This is a genomic window from Nonomuraea soli, from assembly GCF_013761175.1.
Taxonomy (GTDB): domain Bacteria; phylum Actinomycetota; class Actinomycetes; order Streptosporangiales; family Streptosporangiaceae; genus Nonomuraea; species Nonomuraea soli.
Genome location: NZ_JACDUR010000001.1, coordinates 971,487 through 989,742 on the forward strand (window position 1 = coordinate 971,487; position 18,256 = coordinate 989,742).

Consider the following 18,256-nt stretch of genomic DNA (forward strand, 5'->3'; position numbering starts at 1 on the left):
AGGGCTCTAATTAACTTCGTCAAGAATTGAATCGGAACGTGTTGCACTCTACGCTTTTGCGCACCGTGAAAGCCCTTTCCTGACAGAAGGCAGTAGCCATGACCGAGTGGACGATGCGGGAGGACGACCTGGAGGCGGTGGTGCGTCTCGACGCCGCCAGCCGTCCGATGATTGAGGTGCGGCACGCAGGGGTGACCGTCATCCGGCCGTCACGGCTGGGCCTGCGGACCGCGCACGCCGACCTGACCCGTGACCTGCACGCCAGCGGCCTGTCGGTGCGCCGGGTCGAGGAGGACTACACCACGCTGACCGGCAAACGACGTGAGCACTCCTACCGGGCGACCGAGTGGACGCTGGCCTTCTCCGAGGGACTCGAGCTCCAGGTGCGGATCGGTGGCGGGGGAGTGGCCTACCGCTACCGGGTGACCTGGAGCGGCCCGGTGACGGTCTGCGAGGAGGTGTCGGAGTACGTGCTCGACCCCGGCGCCCGCGCGGTGCTCCTGCCGTACGAGAACGGGCGGTGCGACTACGAGGAGATCCACCACCACACCACCGCCGGCCTGGCCGAGCCGATCCTCTACGGCTACCCCTCGCTCTTCCAGGTGGGCGAGAGCTGGGTGCTGCTGACCGAGTCGGGGCTCGACAGCGGGTACGCCGGGTCCCGGCTGGCCTTCAACGGCCGCGAGTTCCAGCTCGACCTGCCCGACCCGTACGTCGTCGCGGCCAGCCCGCTCGTCACCCCGTGGCGCACGATGGTCATCGGATCTCTGGCCGACGTCGTCGAGAGCGACCTGGTGACCTCGCTGGCCCCGCCCAGCCGCGTCGCCGACACCTCCTGGATCAGGCCGGGCGCCGCCGCCTGGTCGTGGTGGTCGGACGGGCCCTCCTGCCGGGACCTGGAGGCCCAGCGGGGCTGGGTGGACTTCGCCGCCGAGATGGGCTGGCCGTACCTGCTGGTCGACGCCGGCTGGAACAAGGAGTGGATGCCCGAGCTGATCGCCTACGCGGCGTCGAGGAACGTCGGGATCTGGTTGTGGTCGCACTGGCAGCACGTCGACACCGAGCTCGAGCACCGCGAGAAGCTGGCGCTCTGGAAGAGCTGGGGCGCGGCCGGCGTGAAGATCGACTTCACCGAGTCCGACGGCCAGGACCGCATGCGCTGGTTCGACTCCATCCTGGCCGCCACCGCCCGCCTGGAACTCATGGTGGTCTTCCACGGCGGCACCATCCCGCGCGGCACCGAACGCACCTGGCCGCACTTCATGACCGCCGAGGCGGTCAAGGGCGCCGAGTGGATCAAACCCAAGCCCGGAAAGGAGCCGCTCTACCAGCCCTCCCACTACCTGTCGCTGGCCTTCACCCGCAACGTGCAGGGGCCGATGGACTTCACCCCCTGCACCTTCACCGCGGTCCGCAGCATCTCGGCCGCCTTCGAGCTGGCCCTGTCGGTCATCTTCGAGTCCGGCGTCCAGCACTTCGCCGACGGCATGGACGCCTACCGCTCACGCCCCGAGGCCCGGCGCCTGCTCGCCGAGGTGCCGGTGGCCTGGGACGAGACCCTGATGCTGTCCGGCGACCCGGCCGACCACATCGTGCTCGCCCGGCGCGACGGCTCCGACTGGTACGTCGGGGCTGGCTTCTCGGGCGAGCCCCGCACGTTCACCCTGTCCTTCGACTTCCTGCGCGAGGGGGAGTGGCGGGCCGAGCTGTACCGCGACGCTCCCGGCGACCGGATCGTCCACGAGGTCGTCACCGTGGGGCCGGCGGGCAAGCTCGCCGTCCCCGTCGGCCACAACGGCGGCTTCACCCTGCACCTGAGGAGAACTTCATGAAGTACGGCTTACGCCTGGCCGCCGTGCTGGCGGCGCTCGCGCTGTCCGGCCCGCTCACCCCCGCTCTCGCCGCGGCGGACCCGCTCACCCCGGCCGCAGACCCGGGCTCGTCCGGCTCGTCGGGTTCGTCGGGCTCGTCCGGCTCGTCCGGCGACTGGCGGTTGCGCTGGCATCCCAGCCCCTCCCGTGACGGGCTCAAGGCCTTCGAGGCCATGGAGGACGACCGCCGCGGCTCCCACCCCGAAGGCTTCCCGCACGTGTATCCCGAAGGCCACGCCTACAGGTTCACCATGCACCTGGAGGATCGCGACGGCTCCGACCGCCAGCGCAACGAGGTGCGGGGCATGCGCGACCGCGAGGGCCGCGCACTGGAGATCCGCAAGGACGAGGTCTGGCGCCTGACCTGGGACATGTACCTGCCCGACACCCTCGACGCCACCTCGAACTTCACCCACATCTGGCAGGTCAAGACCTCCGACACCAGTACGCCGGTGATGCAGCTGAGCCTGCCGGTCAAGAGCGGGGTGCCGTCGATCGAGGCACGCTACTGGACGCTCGCCGACAACCAGGTGCACCCCTTCGCCGCAACGCCCCTGGAGCCGCTGCAGAACCGGTGGATCACCACCACCGTGGAGTGGAAGTCCTCCGACGCCGGGTACATGCGGTGGATCCTCTCCGAGGGCCGCAGGACCCTGGTCGACCAGCGCGTGGACGGCATCGACCTGCACTGGAGCGAGGAGCAGTACAACCGGCCCAAGTGGGGCCTGTATCGCAGCATCCGCAGCGCCGGGCTGCAGGACACCTTCATGCTGATCAGGAACTTCAAGGCCTGGCAGCTCGGCCCGGCCACCCCGCCCGTCCAGCTGCCGCCCCCGGACCGTTCGCCAGGCGCCTACGAGGCCGAGCGGACCGGCAACATCATGGAGGGTGCCGCGGAGCCGGTGTACTGCCGCATCTGCTCGGGCGGGCTGAAGACCATCCTGATCGGCGGCAACCACTACGACTACACGGTGGTCAAGGGCATCTGGTCCGACACGACGGCGACCAGGGAGATGACCGTGCACGCGATCGTCAACGGCACCCAGTCCTTCCGGATCAGTGTCAACGGCGCGGACTCCGTCGAGGTGCCCATGACGGGCACCCCTGACAAGATCACCACGGCCACCGTTCAGGTGCCTCTGATCAACGGCGTCAACCAGATCAGGTTCTTCAACCTGACGGCCCGCACTCCCGAGCTCGACAAGATCGTCATCAGGTAGGGAATCCTGCAGTCAGCCGGATGACCTCACTCGCCGCCGGGGGCGCGCCGGCGCTCCCGGCGGCCCCGGCCACGCCCGCCGGGGCCACCACGGAAGATTCACCGAACTCCAGCGAGGGCCACCGCCGCCGGTCGCAGGCGCTGCTGTTCGACGGGCACCAGGAGATCGACCCGCACCACGTGGCGGCCAGTACCAGGCCCAGTTCCTCGACCGGCTGCGCGATGGGCCCAGGTGAGCGGGCTCAGGTGAGCTCCAGCAGTCCTCCGACCGGGACCTCGAGGACGTGAACACCGGGGCGCAGGCGCAGAGCCCGCGCCCCGGTCCGTTCGCCCCGGCAGTCCACGACGGTGGCCGTGGCCGTACGGGGAGCCGGGACGGTCAGGACGACGGCGGTCGAGGCGTCGGCGTTGGCCAGCAGCAGGCGGCCGGTGGCCGGAACGGGCACCGGCAGCGGGCCGTAGCGCGCCGTCACGGTCGTGCCGTCGCCCTCCGCGCTCACCAGGGGATAGCCCAGATCGGGCCGGAAGGGACGCAGGCGCCCGTGCTGGAGCACATCGACGTGGCGGCGGCAGAAGTCCAGCCAGAAGCGCAGCACGGCCAGCCGGTCCTGGTCCAGAGCGGTCAGGTCGACGGAGATCTGCGGGACCGAGAAGAGCGTGTTGATCAGCTGGACGGCGATCCGCTCGGGGCTCTCGTCCCGGTGCCACATCATCATGTCGGCGTGTACGGCCAGCGGCCCGGCGACCAGCCGCAGGTCGATCGTGCGCTGGCGGTTGTGGGCCAGGCCGAGCGGACAGTCGGAGGCGCGGATCATCGTGGCGTACGGCCACAGGGCGGGGCTGACGTACGGCTGGCGCAGCTCGACGAGCGCGCCCTCGGGCAGGCGGGCGCCCAGCTCGGCCAGCAGGCGGCGGACGCCCTCCGTGACGCTCTCGCAGTCGGCGCCCGCGGCAGGGGCGGGCGCGTCGGGGACGTGGAACTGGTCGATGAAGTCGATCTTCAGGCCGTCGGCGCCCCACTGGGTCACCGCCTTGGCCAGGCTGCCGGCCAGCAGGTCGCGGATGTGCGGGTGGCGCGGGTCGACGATCGCCGCGTCCATGTGCTCCTTGAAGGCCAGCGTGTACGGCTGCACGCGCTCCCACAGGGTGGTGCGGCGGCCGACGAAGGGCAGGGCGTACCACAGCAGGTAGGCGAGTCCTAGGGCGCGGACCTTGGCGACATGGGTAGCCATGTCCGGAAATGTCGTGCGTGACGGTTCCCATTCGCCGACGAACGCGTACCCGCGGCCCCGGTCGTCGCTGTGCCACCCGTCGTCCACGATGACCGCCTCGCAGCCCAGCTCCGCCGCCGCGGCCGCCTGCCGTTCGACCCCCTCCGCGTCGACGTGCTGCTGCATCGCGTACCAGGTGGAGTAGGCGGGCAGACGCGCCGGGCGCGGAACCTCGCGCGTGCCGTACTCCCGCCCCCACCAGCGAGCGACGCCGGCGAGGGTGTCGGCGAAGTGCCGCCCGCTCAGGTCCAGCCGCAGGCGCAAGGGGCGGTCGGGCCCGGCCTCGTGCTCGGCCCAGAAGCCGAAGTCGCCGGTCTCCTCGACCACGCCGGTGCGGATGCGCACCTCCCGCACCACCTCCGCGACCGCGTAGGTGACCAGCGACCTGTCGTCCGCTCCCACCAGGGCGCCGACCGGGGCGCCCTTCTCCAGGGAACTGGTGCGGGGACGGCGCCAGAAGGGCGGCAGGCTGCGGTGCTCGCCGCTGTCGGGCACCCAGAAGGCCGTCACGCCGACGCAGGGCACCTGCCAGGCGACCCTCACCACCTGGGGCCGCGCCGGGACGATCTCGACCTCCCAGACCCCGGCGGGCGCCGCCCGGTCCGCCTCGCGGCCGTCCGCCCGGTCCGCCTCGCATTCGTCCGCCCGGTCCACCGCCAGCGCCCGGACCGCCGCCGTGTGCTCACCCGCCGAGACCGTGACGTCCAGTCCACCCACCCGTAACCGCGTGATCGCCACCGGCCCGGACGCGGCGTCGTGCGGCTGCCAGATCCCCGTCGCCGTCATCCCCGTCGTCACCTATCTCTCCCTGAGGGTGAAGAGCGTCTTGATGGCGATGGCCGCCGCGCCACGCGCCCAGTGCTCGAACGTCCGCGGACGCAGCACCACCTCGCAGCCGGCCGCCGCCCCGAACGCCTGCCCGGCGAAGGTCTGCCTGAGCTGCCCCTCCAGCAGGCCGTACGAGGCGAGCCCGGCCACGTCGCCGGTGACGACGATCCGGGCGGGACCGAAGAGGTTGGCCATCGCCGCCATGGCCAGCCCGATGGCGTGCCCCGCTCGCGCGAAGACCTCGCGCGCCCGCTCGTCGCCGTCGTGCGCGGCCTGAATGGCCTCGTCGATCGTCATGCCGGGCCGGTTCGTCGCGGCCCTGACGGCCGCCAGAAGCGGCCCGGTGCCGGCGATGGCCTCGACGCAGCCGTGGCCGCCACAGTGGCAGGGCGGAGCCTCCCCGCCGACCGGGATGTGGCCGATCTCTCCGGCCACGCCGTGCGCGCCCACCACCACCCGGCCGTCGATGACCAGCCCGCAGCCGATGCCGATGCCGATGGTGACCAGGGCGAAGTGCGACAGCCCGATGCCCTCGCCGAACCACTGCTCGGCGGCGGTCAGCGCCTTGACGTCGTTCTCGATGGTGACGACCAGGCCCGTGGCCTGGGCCGCGTACGTCGCCAGGGGCACCTGGCGCCAGCCCAGGAAGGGCGAGTAGCGCACCATCCCCGTGTCGTGGTCGACGTCGCCCGAGATCGACAGCCCGAGATGATGGCAGCGCTCGCCGTACTCCGGCCGTCGCGCGCGCAGCCCGGCCACCAGCGCGGCCAGGTCGGCCAGCACCGACTCCACGCGGGCGTCGGCCAGGGGACGGTGGTCGGTCTCCAGCACCTGCGCGCGCAGGTCGGTGAGCACGCCGATCAGGCCGTCGTCGGTGATCTTGACGCCGATGAAGTACTCACGCTCGGGCCGGATCGCCAGCGGGCTGGCCGGACGCCCGGCGCCGGGGCCCGTGTGCTCGGTGGCCTCCATCTCCTCCAGATAGCCCGCCTCGATGAAGGGCCGGGCGGCCTTGGTGACCGCGGCGGACGACAGGCCCGTCCGCTTGGCTATCTCGACGCGCGAGACCGGGCCCTGGGTGAGGACCATGGTGAAGACCGTGGCCGCCGCCGGGCTGGTCAGGGGCTCGGGGCGGCGCGTCAGAGCTGGCATGCGCGCATGGTAGCACTAATTAACTTCCTGAAGAATTGAATTCTTTCACTCTCTGCCTATTTGCATGCGACATCGGGCAGGCGGCTACCTGCGCGCCCTCGACGGCGAAGGGGCCGACGCGAGGATCCCGGTGGCCTTCCGTGACCCCAGCCCGGCGCGACCGCCACGCGCCCCTTCATAAGGCCATGGTCAACGACTGATCACCGCCGTCACCACATCGTTGATCGAACCCATGTTCGGCGTTTCAGTTGACACTGGCGGTGATCGAAATTATGTTCGATGTAGCGATGTGAGGCTCGCGGCTCACGTCGAGAGCCTGGTCGGGGGTGTCACTTTCCCCAAGTGGCGCCCCGGGCCGGGCTCGCTCGGGCGAAGGGCGCGTCCTCGTCGTCGGCGGAGACGAGTGGGCGTGTCCCGGCCGGACGGGGAGAGGGGAAGCTCCTCGTCCGGCCGCCCGGCGGAAATGTCGGTGGGGTCTGCAATCGTTGGCTTCACCGGTGGAAACGCTGGGAACGGCCATGACCCCAAGGAGGCTGGCAGAGATGACCCCGCGGCGAGACGACGCGCACGGGCCCCGGCTGTCGACCGCGGTCCGGGCACACCTCAACGACTCACGTTCCTGCCTGGCGGAAGCGGCCACGGCCCGCACTCCGGCGACCCGATACCAGTCGGCGCACATGGCGGCCCTGCGTGCGGCCGCGGCCATCCTGGCCGCCCGTCCCCTGCCCACCCAGGGCCGGCGCCGGCGCCTGCGCAGCGCCTGGGACCAACTGCCCGAGGCCGAGCCCCAGCTGGCCGAGTGGGCGGCGCTGTTCAGGGCCAGCGCCACCAAGCGCGCCGAGGTCGAGGCGGGCATCGTCCGCAACGTCTCGGCGTCCGACGCCGACGAGCTCCTGGCCGAGGCCGAGACCTTCGTGACCCGAGTGGAGGAGCTTCTGGGCGTCCCCGCCCAGCCCCTTCTACCCCTCGAGGTGCCCTTGGCCGGTTGAAGAGTGAAGCCCGAGATCAACCGCCCAGCATGACCGAGAGGATCAGCGCGGCGGTGACGGCGAGGATGACCATGGTCCAGTGTGCAATCTTGCGCATCTCCTCAGCGTGAGAGCGCCCTCTTGTGACCGGGTTGGAGCTCGCAGGTAGCGACCAACCGACTGTCCGGGGCGTCGTGGAAAACCGGGGAAGTTTTCCTCACGCGTGAGGGACCCGGGCGTCGCCCTCCCTCTGACCACGTCGTCGCCGAAGCGGCTCACCATGGCCAGGGTGATGTCCGCGCAGGACACCCGACGAGGTGATGCTCAGGTCGCGTTCCGTGAGCGGGCCCATCAGCAGTCGGCCGTTCAGGAACTGCGACGACCTTCCTCGGCCTCGTGGCGGAGCCGTACCCCTCAGGCCCTTGAGCGCCGTGGTCAGCAGGGCCACCAGGCGATGACGCAGCCGGGCCGTCGAAGCGGAAGCGACGTCGTCCCGTGACGGCTGTCCCGGCATCCCTGGTGTAGAGCTCCATGCATGGGCCTGTCCGCTGCCGTGGATCGTCCAGGCCTGCTCGATCTACAACCCATCGCCATCAGCGTGTCGACAAAGCCCTCGGTGCCATCCGCCCACAGGGGCGGTGGACGGTCGTCGTGCGTTCGGCCGCAGCGGTGAGAAAGCAGGACGCGGCCAGGATCGACTTGGAGCCCGGGATGGGGGATGAGAGGCACGATTGACCCCACGAAGGGCGATCTTTCTCGCTTTGCCGGGGATGTCTTTGCAGGTAGAGCGATATTTCCTGACAGCCAGGAAAATACGCTCATCTCTATGAGCAGCGATCCGCGCCCTGCGTCCCGCCCTTCTCAGCCCGGCTCGCCCTACGGCGGCGTCGCCTCCACCGGCAGCCCACCTGAACTGGGTGCAGCCCCTTACGGGGGTGTCGGGGCGGGTGAGCGCCCTTCGCGGGCTTCTGAGCGGCCTTCAGGGGGCTTGGGGCAGGACGGCGCTCTCAGATCCGGGGGTCCAGCCGGGAACCCCGTAGCGGGGGCTCCAGGGCCAGAGACGGGCGGTGAGAGCGTGACAGGCGCGGGGCCCGGCGCCCAGGCATCCGGCGGTCCGGCATCCGGCGCCCAGGCATCCGGCGCCCAGGCATCCGGCGGTCCGGCATCCGGCGGTCCGCCATCCGGCCCCCCGGCGTCCGGGGGTCCCGCTTCCGGCGCCCAGGCACCCGGCGCTCTGGCGTCCGGTGATCCCGCGTCCGGCGGTTCGGCGCTGGGCGGTCCGTCGCCCGGTGATTCGACGCTCAGTCGTCCCGCTGCTCCGGACCCGGCGACGCGGCCCACCTTCCAACCGCCACCACCTGCCGGTGCCATGCCTTCGGTCGCTCCCGGAGCTGCCGGGGGCGGTCACGCGGGTGCCCCACCGCCGCCCACCTCGGGTGCAGGGGCTCCAGCCCCCGCCCCAGCGTCTGGCATGGCACCCGGCCCCGCGTCCGATCCGCCGCCCGGTCCGCCGCCCGGTCCGCCGCTCAGTCCGCCACCCGGCCGAGCGCCTGGCATGGCGTCCGGCTCAGTGCCCGGCTCAGTGCCCGGCCCGCCGCCCGGCCCGCCTCCTGGTGTGGCGTCGAGTTCAGCGCCTGGCATGGCACCTGGCCCAGTGTCCGGTCCGCCGCCCGGTATGGCGTCCGGGGCGGCGACCGGGCAGGTGGCCAAGGTGGGCATCGTGGCCGCGGTGGCGTTGGCGATCACGGCGCTGCTGCCGTGGGTCTCGATCGACTTCCTGGTCTCGACGTCGATCGCCGGGGTGAGGTCACCGGAAGGCAAGTTCGTCCTGCTGTTCGGCGTGGCGGCCGTGGTGCTGGCGGCGTTGTGGCTGACCAGGCGGCAGGTGGCCTTCCTGTACGGCACGGCGGCGGCGGGAGTGCTTGCCGTACTGACACTGGTCATCTTCGCGGCCCGCATCGGGTCGTCCGTCGAGGACGCGCTTCCACCGGGCGGGGTCGGCGACGAGCTGGGCCGGTTGGCCAGGGAGGCGGTGGGCCTTGACTTCGGGTGGTACCTGGCCATGCTCGCCGCCTTGGCGCTGGTCGGCGTCGCCGCCTACGGCTGGTGGTCGAGCCGCAAGGAACGCAGCTGACGCGCCGCGTGAAGAGCTGAAGAACCGCTGAACGCCGCGTCTGCGGCCTTCAGGGCACCTTCACGAGTGCTGAAGGGGCCGCTGTCACCGTCACCGCAAGGTCAGACGTGGCAGGAGACGCGCCATATGACAGGTCGGGGACAGCCGCCTTATCGGTGGTTCTGGCCGGGTCCGGGGAGGTGACGAGCCTTGCCTGAACGAGCAGGACGGCCCCGAGGCCGCCGCCCAGCCGGCGTGAGACGGCGTGTCGATGGCGTTCACCGTCAGTGGCTGGTTCCTGCGGCGACGTGGACACCTGTGCGGCGAGCAGCATGGGCGTGACGGGCTCCTAGTACGCCTTGCTCGGGTCGAGGAGCTGCACGTGTTCCTATTTGATCGAGTGATCCGCGCGGGGGTCCGGCATTACTTTCGGCGAGGCGATCGAGCTGCACGGCTGGCGGCTCCGCTACAAGCGGGCGGGCGGATAGACGGATGCACCTTGGGGCGCGGCGGAAACCAGGGCGACATCGGCTACTACAGCACAGGTTCGTTGGCCCCGGCCCGCACCTTCTACTACGACTCGCTACGTCGATGCGCAGGATCCGTACCCCTCTTAGGGTGACGCCCTCTGCAAGTTCGGCCGCAGCTGCACGACCATCCACGGCACCAACCACCTCACCGTTTTCAGCATCCTGGCGAAGGACGGCAAGTGCGCCGACCGTGACGGTGGCGGTCCGTGGTACGTCTACGGCAGGGAAGCCCATGGCGTGCGCTTCGGCGGAACTCACTTCCGCTGCGCCACCACCCGCGACAAAAACGCCCTTAACCCGAAAAATCGGGTCAAGGGCGTTTCCTTGAGAACGTCAGAACGACTCGACCGCGCGGCGGGCCTCGGCGTCGAGTACGCCCCAGCTGATGAGCTCCTCGGTCAGCTCGCTGGGCGACTTGTCGTAAATGACGGCCAGGGAGCGAAGGTCCTCCTGCCGGATCGACAGGACCTTCCCGTTGTAGTCACCGCGCTGCGACTGGATCGTGGCCGCGTACCGGGCCAGGGCCCCGGCCTTCTCCTTCGGCAGCTGAGCAAGGCGCTCAAGGTCGATCACAAGCTTGGGCGTCGGCCCGAGCGGCGACGGCGCGGCACCGCCGGGCAGCAGCTCGGAAACAGGAACCCCGTAGAAGTCGGCAAGCTCGGCCAGCTTCTGCACGGTGACCGCACGGTCGCCGCGCTCGTAGGAACCCACGACCACGGCCTTCCATCGGCCACGCGACTTCTCTTCGACTCCGTGCAGGGACAGGCCCTGCTGGGTGCGGATGGCGCGGAGTCGAGCACCCAGCGACTTTGCGTACTCAGACGGCATCGTGTGGCCCCCCGGCTTCTCTATGTAGTGCTCTCAGTAGATTGTGCTACCTCGCGGCTTATGCCCGAGCCACCGGGGGGTCTGGTGCCACGAGAGCGCCATCGGTAGCCATGGGTCTGGTTCACCCAGAATCGCCACGAGGTGTGGTTACGCACAGTGACGGTAAAGGTGTGGGAGCCTAAGGTCAAGCTGATTGGAAAAAAGATGCCGAATCCGGTCCGGCGGGATGTGCCTCATATGTCCCAACGACACCACCTGCACCACTACGTCGTCATTGTTTGCCAGGCTGTCTAGTGAGGATCATCACAGGACGCTGAGCGGCCTTGATGATTTTCAGCGAGGTGTCCCCGAGGAAGACGCGGCGCAGGGGACCGGTGTTACTGGACGCGCAGATGATCAGCTCGCCCGGCAGCCACTCACACGAGTCGAGCCCCTGCTTGACCGAGCCGCCCTCCAGCATCTCCACCTCGACCTGGATACGCCGCCGCTGGCCGCGCGCGGCCGCCTTCAGGTCGGCGATCGCCTGTTCGCGCAGGCTCTCCAGCATCTCCCGCTCGATCTTGGCCGTCCGGCCGGAGGAGACGACGAGAGTGACCAGCCGGAGCGGTACGTCGAGCAGGACGGCGGCCCGCGCGGCTGCCTTGACCGCCCCGTCCGCGCTCGGCCCGCGCCGGTAGGCCAGGGTCAGCCGCTCGAACTCCGGCGGCGGCGCGTCGCCGTACCCTCGCGGCGCCAGCAGGACCGGCACCGAGGAGGAGTGCAGCAGCTGGTCGGCGGTGCTGCCCAGGCCGATGCGCCCCCTGGCGCCGCCGGGGGCCGATCCGATGACCACCACGTCGGCGTCCTGCTTGCGCGCGAGCTCGACGAGCCCGCGCCCGCTGCCCTTGTGGGAGCCGACGATGTACTCGGCCTCGGGCCCGGCCAGCTCGCGCGCCTGCTCCAGCGTGGCCTCGGCCTGCTCGCGCAGGTAGCCGAGCCACGCGCCCTCGTCGGCCCGGGCGGGGCCGGGAGGCTGCCACCGCGGCGGCTGCACGACGGCGACGCTGAGCGCCGCCCGCGCCTGCCTGGCCAGGAGTACGGCCAGCGCCAGCCCGTCCCTGCCGCGCGACTCCGGGATGAACCCGTTCAGCACTTTGTCGATCTTCATGCCAGCCTCGAATGGCGGTAGCCGTACAGGAAGTAGGCCAGCAGCCCGATCGCCATCCAGATCAGGAACGCCAGCCAGGTGACGCCCGCCAGGCCCGCCATCACCAGCACGCAGAAGATCACGCCGAGGATCGGCGTGATCGGGAACAGCGGGGTGCGGAAGGAGCGCGGCAGGTCGGGACGGCTGTAGCGGAGCACCAGCACGCCGACGTTGACGATCGCGAAGGCGAACAGGGTGCCGATGCTGGTGGCCTCGGCGAGCTGCCCGAGCGGGATGAGGCCGGCCAGGATCGCCACGAACACGCACACGATGATGGTGTTGGCCACCGGTACCTGGCGGCGCGGGTTGACCTTCTGGAACACCTTGGGCAGCAGCCCGTCGCGCGACATCGCGAACAGGATGCGGGTCTGGCCGTACAGCACGGTCAGCACGACGCTGGCGATGGCGATGACCGCCCCGAAGGAGACGACCAGGCCGGGCCAGGTCTGCCCGGTGGCCTGGTTGACGATCAGGGCGAGGCTGGCCTCGGTGCTGTCGGGGTCGAACTCGGTCCACGGCATGGCGCCGATCGCGGCGATCGCGACCAGCACGTAGATCGCGGTCACGATGACGAGGGAGAAGATGATGGCCAGCGGCAGGTCGCGCCTGGGGTTCTTGGCCTCTTCACCCGCCGTGGACGCGGCGTCGAAGCCGATGTAGGAGAAGAACACCTGCGAGGCCGCGGCGGTCACGCCCGCGATGCCCATCGGGGCGAAGGGCGTGAAGTTGCCCGACTGGAAGGCGGTGAAGGCGACGATGCAGAAGAACGCCAGCACCGCGATCTTGACGAGAACGAAGATCGCGTTGGCCGTGGCCGACTCCGACGAGCCGCGCAGCAGCAGCCAGGTCGCCAGCACCACGATGAGGATGGCGGTCAGGTTGACGACGCCGCCCTGGTCGCCGGGGGAGTGGGTGATGGAGGCCGGCAGGCTCCAGCCGAACATGCCCTCCAGGAACGTGTTGAGGTACTCGCCCCAGCCGACCGCCACCGCGGCCACCGACACGGCGTACTCCAGCATCAGGCACCAGCCGCAGATCCAGGCGACGATCTCGCCCATGGTCGCGTAGGCGTAGGAGTAGGACGAGCCGGAGACCGGGATGGTGCCGGCCAGTTCGGCGTAGGACAGGGCCGAGAAGAGGGCGGTGACGGCCGCCAGCACGAACGCCAGCACCACCGCCGGTCCGGCCTTCGGCACCGCCTGGCCGAGGATGACGAAGATGCCGGTGCCGAGGGTGGCGCCCACGCTGAAGAGCGTGAGCGACCACAGCGACATGGTGCGGCGCAGCTCGCCGCCCTCGCCCTGGCCTCCCTCGGCCACGATCTGGTCGGTCGGTTTGATGCGGAACAGCCGCTGCGCCAAGGTCGACATCAGAGCGTGCTCTCCAGGGGCCAGGTGGCATTCGGTGTGACGATGGTTCCCGCCGTGCCGTCGAGAATGTCCATGGCCTCGTCGAGCTTGCCGACGGCGGCCATGTCGCCGGTCGTCTCCACGAAACGGCAGATCGCCTCGACCTTCGGGCCCATGGAGCCGGCCGGGAAGTCGATGGAGCGCAGTTCGTGGGGCGTGGTGTGGCTGATCTCGCTCTGCTGCGCCGTCCCGAAGTCGCGCATGATGCGCGGCACGTCGGTCAGGATCAGGAAGGCGTCGCACTCCAGCGCCTCGGCCAGCATCGAACCGGTCAGGTCCTTGTCGATGACCGCCTCGACGCCCGACAGGCGGCCGTTCTCGTCGCGGATGACCGGCACGCCGCCGCCTCCCGCGCAGACCACGGTCACGCCGTCGCGCACCAGCTTGCGGATCAGCCGGGTCTCGACGACCCGCTGCGGCTTGGGCGAGGGCACGACGCGCCGCCAGTACTGGCCGTCGGGCTTGACGGTCCAGCCGTTCTCCTTGGCCAGCTTCTGGGCCTCGGCCTGGTCGTAGACCTGCCCGACGAACTTGGTCGGGTTCTCGAAGGCCGGGTCGACCGCCGAGACCAGGGTCTGCGTGATGATCGACAGCACCTGGCGGCCGGGCAGGGCGTTCTGCAGGGCCTGGAGCATCCAGTACCCGATCATGCCCTGCGTCTCGGCGCCGAGCGTGTCGAACGGGTAGGGCCTGGTCAGGTTGGGGTCGCCGGCGCTCTCCAGCGCCAGGACCCCCACCTGGGGGCCGTTGCCGTGCGTGATGATCAGCTCGTGCTTCTCGGCGACCTGGGCCAGCGTCTTGACCGCCGTCTGCACGTTGGCGATCTGGATGTCGGCGTCGGGGGTGTCGCCGCGTTGCAGCAGCGCGTTGCCCCCGAGCGCGACCAGGACTCTCATCACTGGTCCCCGAGGGTGGCGACCATGATGGCCTTGATGGTGTGCATGCGGTTCTCGGCCTCGTCGAAGACGATCGAGCGCGGCGACTCGAAGACGCTCTCGGTGACCTCGAGCGCGTCGAGCCCGGTCTTCTCGTAGATGTCCTCGCCGACCTTGGTGCCGCGGTTGTGGAAGGCCGGCAGGCAGTGCATGAACTTCACGTTCTGGTTGCCGGTGGCCTTCACCACCTTGTCGTTGATCTGGTACGGCTTGAGCAGCTTGATTCGTTCGTCCCACACCTCCTTGGGCTCTCCCATGGAGACCCACACGTCGGTGTAGAGAAAGTCGACGCCCTTGACGCCCTTGGCGACGTCGTCGGTGATCGTGACGGTCGCGCCGGTCTGCTTGGCCAGGTCCTTGGCGGGCTTGACCACCATCTTGGAGTCGGGCCACAGCGACTTGGGAGCGACGAGCCGCACGTCCATGCCGAACATCGCGCCGGTGACCAGCAGCGAGTTGCCCATGTTGTTGCGGGCGTCGCCGAGGTAGGCGAAGGAGATCTCCGACAGCGGCTTGTCGCTGTGCTCCTGCATGGTGAGCATGTCGGCGAGCATCTGCGTCGGGTGCCACTCGTCGGTCAGGCCGTTCCACACCGGGACTCCGGAGTAGGCGGCCAGCTCCTCGACGTTGGCCTGGGCGCTGCCGCGGTACTCGATGCCGTCGAACATGCGGCCCAGTACGCGGGCTGTGTCCCTGACGGACTCCTTGTGGCCCATCTGCGAGCCCGAGGGGTCCAGGTAGGTGACGTGCGCGCCCTGGTCGTGCGCGGCGACCTCGAACGCGCAGCGGGTGCGCGTGGAGCTCTTCTCGAAGATGAGCGCGACGTTCTTGCCCTTGAGGCGCTGGCGCTCGACCCCCGCGTACTTGGCCGCCTTCAGGTCGGCCGAGAGCTTCAGCAGGAAGCCGAACTCCTGGGGCGTGAAGTCCAGCTCCTTGAGGAAGCTGCGCCCCTTGAGGTTGAAAGCCATGACGTTTCCCCCGAAAGTCGTGTCTAGATGCCGTCGCGCTCGAGCGGGCAGCTCATGCAGCGGGGTCCGCCCCGGCCGCGTCCCAGCTCGCTGCCCCGGATGGTGATGACCTCGATGCCCTCGGAGCGCAGGAAGTTGTTGGTCGTGGTGTTGCGCTCGTAGGCGACCACCACGCCGGGCTCGATGGCCAGGACGTTGCAGCCGTCGTCCCACTGCTCGCGTTCGGCGGCGTAGACGTCCTGGGTCGCGGTGAGGACCTTGATGTCGTCGAGGTCGAGCGCCCTGGCGATGGCCTTGTGCATGTCTTCCGGAGCGTGGTCGGTGACCTTCAGCTCCTTGTCGTTGTCGCCCGGCTCGATCGTGTAGGACGGCAGCATGCCCAGACCGGCGTACTTGGTGAAGACGCCCACGTCCACGTTGGTCATGACCGTGTCGAGGTGCATGAACGCCCGCGCCTTCGGCATGTTCAGCGCCACGATCTTCTTGGCGGCCCCGTTCGAGAACAGGTTGTGTGCGAGCATCTCCACGGCCTGCGGCTGGGTGCGCTCGCTCATGCCGATCAGGACGGCGCCGCGGCCGATGACCAGGACGTCGCCGCCCTCGATCGTGGCGGGCGCGGCGGCCTGGCCGGGCATCCACACGTGGAAGCCGCCCGACTGCGGCCGGCCGTAGCCGTCGGCGAACAGCGGGTGGTAGCGGTAGATCGCCTCCATGTTGACGGTCTCCCGCATCCGCGCCTTCTTCTTCATGGCGTTGATGGAGACCCCGTTGTACACCCAGCACGAGGTGTCGCGGGTGAACAGGTGGTTGGGCAGCGGCGGCAGGATGAAGTCGTCCATCTCCAGCACGCGGAAGGCGACGGACTTGGGGTTGCACCCCATCTCCATGAGCTCGCGCTTGGTGATGCCGCCGGTCAGGTACGGCTGGAGCGTGGCCGAGTCCATCGAGTCGAGCGTGTTGCGGATGGCGTCGGTGGCCATCGGCCCGAACCAGCGGTCGTCGATGATCCCGTCGAGGATGTGCTTGCGCGCCTCGGGGATGTCGGTCGACTGCTGGAGCAGCTCGGCCAGCATGTAGACGGTGATGCCGCGGTCGCGCAGCACCTGCTGCCACTCCTCGTGCTCCTCCAGGGCGCGCTGAACCCACAGCACGTCGTCGAAGAGGAACTCGTCCTTGTTGGTCGGGGTGAGGCGCTTCAGGGCCAGCTCAGGCTTGTGCAGCATGACCTGGTAGAGCTTGCCTACCTCGGAATCCACGTGAAATGTCATGACTTGGCCACTCCATATTCGCCACGCCTGGCCTTCTGCCAGATGTAGACAGGTACCCCGATGAGCATGATGAGCATCGCCAGCAGCACCGCGTCGGCGCCGGAGCCGTAAACGATCCAGAACGAGAAGAAGATCGCGATGATGGCGATGGTGATGTCCTTGGTGAGACTGCCCTTGTGGACCTGGCGTTCACCGGTGTAGAGCCACCACAGCTGCGCGCAGGCCGAGAAGAAGTAGGGAATCGCCGTGGTGAAGCTGGCCAGCAGGACGACCGAGTTGAAGGCGTTCTCCTGGAAGTAGGCGAACACCGCCATCAGCGAGGTCAGGATGGTGCCGATGAGGATGCCGTTGATCGGCGCCCCGCGCCGCGACTCCTTGGCGAACAGGGTGGGGAACATCCCGTCCTTGGCCGCCGCCAGCGGCATCTCGGCGACCAGCATGGTCCAGCCGTTCAGCGCGCCGATGCCGGAGATGATGGCGCAGGCGGCCATGATGCCGCCGCCCCAGGTGCCGCCGAACATCGTGTTGATGGCGTCGGCGAAGGGCGCCGCGGAGTTGACGAGCTGGCCGTGCGGGACGATGCCCATCACGGCGACGGTGCTGAGCAGGTAGAGCACCGCGCAGGCCAGGACTCCCAGCAGGCTGGCGCGGCCGATGTTGCGGGCCGGGTCCTTGATCTTCTCCGCCGCGATCGTGACGCTCTCGACGCCGGAGTAGATGAACAGGGTGATCGCGCCGGCCGCGCTGATGGCCACCAGCGTGGCGGCCAGGCCGGAGCCCTCGGCCAGGAACGGGCCGAAGTTGCCGCCCTGGATGAAGAAGATGCCGACCAGGCCGACGAAGAGCAGCGGAACGAACTTCAGGACCGTGGTGACCATCTGGAAGAGCGCCATGTTCTTGGCGCCCGCCATGTTGATCAGAGCGGGGATCCACAGGCCGATCAGCGCGATCACGATCTTGCCCGGCCTGCTGTCCCACGGGACGAAGTAGTTGACGTAGGCCACCCAGCCGACGGCGATGGCGGCGTTGCCGATCCAGGCGGTCAGCCAGAACGACCAGGCCGTCCAGAAGCCGATGAACTCGCCGAACGCCTCGCGCGCGTAGGCGTACGGCCCGCCGCCCGCGGGCACGCGTGCTCCGAGCTTGCCGAAGACCAGGGCCAGCGCGACGGCGCCGATCGTGCACAGCACCATCGCGATGAGGCTGACGGTGCCGAACGCGGCCAGCGAGGTGGGGAGCACGAAGATGCCGGTGCCCACCACGTTGCCGACGAGCAGGGCGATCGCGGCGCCCAGCCCGAGCGTGCGCTTGCCGTCACCGGCGGCGACCGCCTGCTCGGGCGTCGTTGTCAGGCCGCCAGGCGGCCTCGGTTCCCCCATGAGTGCCCCCGCACATTACCCCCCGATATTACGAAGAGTGACGTGCCCGGCACTAAAAGTGTCAAAACGTAGTGGTCAGGGTGAGTGTGACGGCGAACACGGCCAGGCAGACGGCCAGGAGCGCGATCGGCCAGGCGTCCCAGCGGCCAGGGATGCGCTCGGCGGTCACCGAGCCCCGGCCGTGATCGGCGAGGTCACGGCTGAGAATCGGGTCTTCGGCGATGAGCTGCGCGGCGATCTTGCGGAGCTTGCGCTCTTCCCGAGACGTCAAGGCCATGGAAACCTCCCCCAATGAGACTTGAGGGATGTTTTATCCGTTTTTACCGTTTTG

At 69.5% G+C, this 18,256-nt stretch carries 14 protein-coding genes; 4 read left to right on the forward strand and 10 right to left on the reverse strand.

Annotated elements, in window-relative coordinates:
• Window positions 1-98: 98 nt before the first annotated feature.
• Both HNR30_RS04675 and HNR30_RS04680 read left to right on the forward strand, forming a co-directional pair.
• The gene (locus tag HNR30_RS04675; RefSeq protein WP_181608377.1) at window positions 99-1,832 is read left to right on the forward strand and encodes a glycoside hydrolase family 97 protein; all 1,734 of its coding nucleotides are present in this window, start codon (window positions 99-101) and stop codon (window positions 1,830-1,832) included.
• Entirely contained in the window at window positions 1,829-3,091 is a 1,263-nt protein-coding gene (locus HNR30_RS04680; protein WP_181608378.1) for a heparin lyase I family protein, read from the forward strand. The genes HNR30_RS04675 and HNR30_RS04680 overlap by 4 nt, the downstream gene beginning before the upstream one ends.
• A 241-nt stretch (window positions 3,092-3,332) precedes the next feature.
• Here HNR30_RS04680 and HNR30_RS49040 read toward each other — a convergent pair whose 3' ends face one another.
• Window positions 3,333-5,159, reverse strand: a complete 1,827-nt coding sequence (locus HNR30_RS49040) for a glycoside hydrolase family 36 protein (RefSeq protein WP_181608379.1) — start codon at window positions 5,157-5,159, stop codon at window positions 3,333-3,335.
• Window positions 5,160-6,341, reverse strand: coding sequence for an ROK family transcriptional regulator (locus HNR30_RS04690; RefSeq protein ID WP_181608380.1), 1,182 nt, complete (start codon window positions 6,339-6,341; stop codon window positions 5,160-5,162).
• A 542-nt stretch (window positions 6,342-6,883) separates the two neighbouring features.
• Here HNR30_RS04690 and HNR30_RS04695 point away from each other — a divergent pair.
• Window positions 6,884-7,330: an SAV_6107 family HEPN domain-containing protein gene (locus tag HNR30_RS04695; RefSeq protein WP_181608381.1), complete on the forward strand. Its 447-nt coding sequence runs from the start codon at window positions 6,884-6,886 to the stop codon at window positions 7,328-7,330.
• 1,654 nt (window positions 7,331-8,984) lie between these two features.
• Window positions 8,985-9,443 (forward strand): hypothetical protein, encoded by a 459-nt coding sequence (locus HNR30_RS04700; RefSeq protein ID WP_181608382.1) that lies wholly within the window; start codon window positions 8,985-8,987, stop codon window positions 9,441-9,443.
• 842 nt (window positions 9,444-10,285) lie between these two features.
• Here the strand turns inward: HNR30_RS04700 and bldD are convergent.
• The 8 genes from bldD to HNR30_RS04740 form a co-directional block, all read right to left on the reverse strand.
• Complete coding sequence (gene bldD, locus HNR30_RS04705) at window positions 10,286-10,780, reverse strand: transcriptional regulator BldD (RefSeq protein WP_181608383.1); 495 nt, start codon at window positions 10,778-10,780, stop codon at window positions 10,286-10,288.
• A gap of 271 nt (window positions 10,781-11,051) precedes the next feature.
• Complete coding sequence (locus HNR30_RS04710; RefSeq protein WP_181608384.1) at window positions 11,052-11,927, reverse strand: universal stress protein; 876 nt, start codon at window positions 11,925-11,927, stop codon at window positions 11,052-11,054.
• The gene (locus HNR30_RS04715) at window positions 11,924-13,336 is read right to left on the reverse strand and encodes an amino acid permease (protein ID WP_181608385.1); all 1,413 of its coding nucleotides are present in this window, start codon (window positions 13,334-13,336) and stop codon (window positions 11,924-11,926) included. Before HNR30_RS04715 ends, HNR30_RS04710 begins: the two co-directional genes overlap by 4 nt.
• The gene (gene arcC, locus HNR30_RS04720) at window positions 13,336-14,271 is read right to left on the reverse strand and encodes a carbamate kinase (protein ID WP_181608386.1); all 936 of its coding nucleotides are present in this window, start codon (window positions 14,269-14,271) and stop codon (window positions 13,336-13,338) included. The genes HNR30_RS04715 and arcC overlap by 1 nt, the downstream gene beginning before the upstream one ends.
• The gene (gene argF, locus HNR30_RS04725) at window positions 14,271-15,278 is read right to left on the reverse strand and encodes an ornithine carbamoyltransferase (RefSeq protein ID WP_181608387.1); all 1,008 of its coding nucleotides are present in this window, start codon (window positions 15,276-15,278) and stop codon (window positions 14,271-14,273) included. Before argF ends, arcC begins: the two co-directional genes overlap by 1 nt.
• A 23-nt stretch (window positions 15,279-15,301) precedes the next feature.
• Window positions 15,302-16,546 carry an arginine deiminase gene (locus HNR30_RS04730; RefSeq protein WP_181608388.1) on the reverse strand — a complete coding sequence of 415 codons (1,245 nt, stop codon included), beginning with the start codon at window positions 16,544-16,546 and terminating at the stop codon, window positions 15,302-15,304.
• The gene (locus tag HNR30_RS04735) at window positions 16,543-17,925 is read right to left on the reverse strand and encodes an amino acid permease (protein WP_181608389.1); all 1,383 of its coding nucleotides are present in this window, start codon (window positions 17,923-17,925) and stop codon (window positions 16,543-16,545) included. The genes HNR30_RS04730 and HNR30_RS04735 overlap by 4 nt, the downstream gene beginning before the upstream one ends.
• A gap of 61 nt (window positions 17,926-17,986) precedes the next feature.
• Complete coding sequence (locus HNR30_RS04740; RefSeq protein WP_181608390.1) at window positions 17,987-18,202, reverse strand: DUF3040 domain-containing protein; 216 nt, start codon at window positions 18,200-18,202, stop codon at window positions 17,987-17,989.
• Between the last annotated feature and the right edge of the window lie 54 nt (window positions 18,203-18,256).